A 3,842-nucleotide genomic window follows, 5' to 3' on the forward strand; every position below is an offset into this window, starting at 1 on the left:
AACTCCTGCCAACGCGTTCCCCATATTCCAGACCTCATCGCGATGAAACAGACGCAACGAGCGCCCGCGATCGCAGTCCAGAACGGCAAACATCAACATGTCTCATGAATAGGGTGGGCTAGAGCAGCCAGTTCCCTAGGCCAAAGCCGGTTAGCCCAAATCACAGCCTTCATCCCGCCGCGGCACCCCGCGGCGGGTCCCTTGCTCACTTCGGGGCCACGCGACGGCCGTTATACTGTGGTCACGTCCAGGAGCACGCAGCGCAAAAGCAGCATCGCCAGAAGCATGTGGGGCTGAATTATGAAACGTCGCTATTGGATCTTGGTCTTGGGCACGGCGCTCGGCTCCGCCGCTTCCCTGGTGCCGCCAAGTGCCATCCCGGGCGCGCTCCAGCCAGCCGCGTCTGCCCCCAGATACATCACCGCTCCGGTCGACCGGGGCGACATCCGCACCAGTCTGTCGGCGACCGGCACCCTCAACGCCGTTGGGACTGTCAAGGTAAGCTCCCAGCTCTCGGGCCAGATTGCCGAGGTGCTGGTCGACTTCAACGACCGCGTCACCAAAGGCCAGCCTGTGGCCCGCCTCGACACCACGGCCTTCGAGGCCCGGGTGCGGCAGGCCCAGGCCGCGCTTGACAGCGCCAAAGCGCGGGTCGTCATGGCCAAGGCTGGTATCGACCGCATGGCGGCCGGCCTCCTCCGCGCCCGCTCGGCCGTCCAGATGGCGCACGCCAACGTCGAAGGGGCGCGGGCTCGGGCGGAGAACGCCCGCCGCGACTTCGCGCGCAAGCAGACCCTCGTCGACCGCTCGACGATGTCGCAGGCCGCCGGTGATAGCGCCCTGGCGGCGGTTCAGTCGGCCGAGGCGGCGCTGCAGGCGGCCGAGGCCGAGCGCACTGGCGCCGACTCCGCCTTGCTGGCTGCCGGAGCCGACCACCGGTCCGCGGCCTCGCAACTCGCCTTCGCCGAGGCCCTGCTCAAGCAGCAGGCGGCCGTGCTCGACCAAGCCGAGGCCGATCTGGCGAACACTGTCATTCGTGCGCCCGCCGACGGGGAGGTCATCGGCAAGGATGTTGATCGCGGTCAGATCGTCGCCGCCACCCTGTCGGCGCCGACCCTGTTCGTCATCGCCCAGGATCTGCGCCAGATGGAGGTTCACGCCCGGGTCGACGAGGCTGACATCGGCCGCATCCGGCCCGGGCAGGCCGCCGCCTTCACCGTCGATGCCAGTCCCGGCCGGGCCTTCGCCGCCAAGGTTGCCCAGATCCGCAAGGCGCCGAGCCTGGTCCAGAACGTGGTCACCTACACCGTGGTGCTGTCGGCTTCGAACCCCGACCTGGCGCTGCTGCCCGGCATGACCGCTTTGGCGCAGATCACCATCGACCAAGCCAAGGACGTGCTGCGCATTCCCAACGCGGCCCTGCGTTTCCGCCCCTCGGAGGAGGCCACACCAGGCGCTGCCCAAGCGGCCGAGGGCGGCGTCACTGCCGTTTGGGTGCTGGACGGGAGCCGCCCCGTCAAGGTCCCGGTCCGGACCGGACGGAGCAACGCCAGCGCCACTGAGGTCGTCGCCGGCCCGCTGCACCCGGAGCAGCAGGTAATCGTCGGCGTCGCGGCAGCGCCTGCCGACGGCTCGCTCCTTGCCCGCCTGGGAGGCACCCTGTGGCCCCGCCGCTGATTCAAGCCACCAATCTTTGTAAGGAGCACAGACTTGGCGACACTACCGTCGCGGCGCTGCGCGGCGTCAGCCTCACCCTCGAGGCGGGGGAGTTCATCGCCATCATGGGGCCGTCCGGCTCCGGCAAGTCGACCCTGATGCACCTGCTCGGCCTGCTGGATCATCCGTCCGCCGGCGGCTGTCTCCTCCTCGCCGGGCGCGACGTCATGAACTTGAGTCCGGACGAGCGCGCGCGGGTTCGCGCAAGGGACATCGGCTTCATCTTTCAGGCGTTCAACCTGCTCGGACGCAGCACCGCAATCGAGAACGTGGAACTGGCCATGACGTATGCCGGCATCCCCAGGAGCGAACGGCGACGGCGGGCGGCGGTGGCGCTTGAGAAAGTCGGCCTTGGCCACCGTCAGCACCATTGGCCTGGTCAGCTATCCGGCGGGGAGCAGCAAAGGGTGGCGATTGCACGAGTGCTCGCGGCAGGACCGAGCCTGATTCTCGCCGATGAGCCGACCGGTGCCCTCGACACCGCCACGGGGCGCGAGATCATGGCTCTGCTCCAAGATCTGAACCGAGCTGGGCGGACCATCGTCCTCGTCACCCACGATCCTGCGGTGGCTGCTTGTGCGCAGCGCATCGTGCGCATGCAGGACGGTCGCGCGATCAGCGATGGACCACCTGCACTGAACGTTGGCTCAGGAAACAGGATCTCACAAGCGCTGACCTGTCCAGAGATGGTGGTGTCATGAATATGGCAGAAACCATCCGCATTGCTTGGCGTGCGGTTAGGGCCAATCTCCTGCGCAGCACTTTGACCATGCTCGGGATGATCATCGGCGTGGCCGCCCTGATCACCATGGTGGCGATTGGCAGTGGAGCTCAAAGCCAGATCGACGAGCAGATCCGCTCGCTTGGCGCCAACCTCTTGATGATCCAGCCCGGTTCGTCAAACCAAGGCGGTGTGCGCTTGGGAGCTGGCTCGCGTCAGAGTCTGACCGAGGAGGATGCGGCCGCAATAGCGAGCGAAGTGCCTGGAGTGGCCGTTGCAGCACCAACGACTTCAGGAGCCACCCAGGTCGTGCATGGCAATGCCAACTGGTCCACCCTCGCCGGCGGCATCACTCCGGCCTACCTGGTCGCGCGCGACTGGCGAGTCGAGACGGGACGCGGCTTCACTCTTGATGAGGTCGACACCGCCGCCAAGGTAGTCCTGCTCGGAGGGGCTGTCGTCGACAAGCTGTTTGAGGACAAGGACCCTCTCGGCCAAGTGGTTCGGATAGCCAATGTTCCGTTCACCGTCATCGGCGTTCTGAGTAGGAAAGGGCAGAACGCAGGTAATGGCCGCGACCAGGATGATGTTGTACTGATCCCGTTGTCTACCGCCAAGCTCCGCGTACTCGGAAGCCACAAGGTGAGCCGGAATGCAGTAGACTTCATTATGGTCAAGGTCGTCTCGGACGAGGCGAGCGTCTCGGCGCAAGAGCAGATCCGCCGATTACTGCGGCAGCGACACAGGCTGGCCTCCGATGCGCCGGATGATGTTCAGATCCGCAAGCCGTCCGAAACCATGGAGGCCCGTGCGGCGGCTACCCGGTCCCTCACCTTCCTGCTGGCTGCGATTGCTTCGGTTTCGCTGATGGTTGGCGGGATCAGCATCATGAACATCATGCTGGTCTCGGTCACCGAGCGGACCCGCGAGATTGGCCTGCGCCAGGCGCTTGGGGCACGCCGACGAGATGTTCGGAACCAATTTTTGGTCGAAGCTACCATGCTATGCGTATTGGGCGGCCTGCTCGGAGTGGGTGTGGGCGTGCTTGTGGCAGTTGGGGTTGGCAAGTTGGCGGGGTGGCCGATTTGGGTGAGCCCGGCGTCGATTGCACTTGGGTTTGCCTTTTCCGGGGCCATCGGAGTGTTCTTCGGGTTCTATCCTGCCCACAAAGCCGCGCTGCTGGATCCCATTGAGGCACTCCGTTTCGAATAGGATAGGATGGATCTTCGGGTGGGCCCTTTGGCGGCACAGTTGGACGTCTGCTCTTGTTCCCCAAGGACTGCTAATGGGATGGACCGGCCGTGCTTACCGGCGCACCCTTCATCTGGGGCGCCCAGCACGAGGATTTGAGCCATGCCCAAAGCTCCGCTTCAGCAAGTTGCCACCCTTGGCATCGACATCGGCA

The 3,842-nt window shown here is 65.4% G+C and carries 3 protein-coding genes; all 3 read left to right on the forward strand.

The window, feature by feature from the left end:
* Positions 1 to 300 precede the first annotated feature (300 nt).
* From ACS5Q1_RS46890 to ACS5Q1_RS46900, 3 genes are read left to right on the forward strand one after another with little or no spacing between them, the layout of a single operon-like run.
* On the forward strand, positions 301 to 1,677 hold the full coding sequence (locus ACS5Q1_RS46890; protein WP_473104624.1) for an efflux RND transporter periplasmic adaptor subunit: 1,377 nt from the start codon (positions 301 to 303) through the stop codon (positions 1,675 to 1,677).
* On the forward strand, positions 1,662 to 2,417 hold the full coding sequence (locus tag ACS5Q1_RS46895) for an ABC transporter ATP-binding protein (RefSeq protein ID WP_473104625.1): 756 nt from the start codon (positions 1,662 to 1,664) through the stop codon (positions 2,415 to 2,417). Before ACS5Q1_RS46890 ends, ACS5Q1_RS46895 begins: the two co-directional genes overlap by 16 nt.
* Positions 2,414 to 3,649, forward strand: coding sequence for an ABC transporter permease (locus ACS5Q1_RS46900; RefSeq protein ID WP_473104626.1), 1,236 nt, complete (start codon positions 2,414 to 2,416; stop codon positions 3,647 to 3,649). Before ACS5Q1_RS46895 ends, ACS5Q1_RS46900 begins: the two co-directional genes overlap by 4 nt.
* Positions 3,650 to 3,842 lie beyond the last annotated feature (193 nt).

This window comes from Microvirga sp. GN3 (assembly GCF_055792825.1).

Bases quoted from the DNA above. Each gene is read 5' to 3' on its own strand.
- ACS5Q1_RS46890 (WP_473104624.1), top strand. From the start codon at position 301: ATGAAACGTCGCTATTGGATCTTGGTCTTGGGCACGGCGCTCGGCTCC.
- ACS5Q1_RS46900 (WP_473104626.1), top strand. From the start codon at position 2,414: ATGAATATGGCAGAAACCATCCGCATTGCTTGGCGTGCGGTTAGGGCC.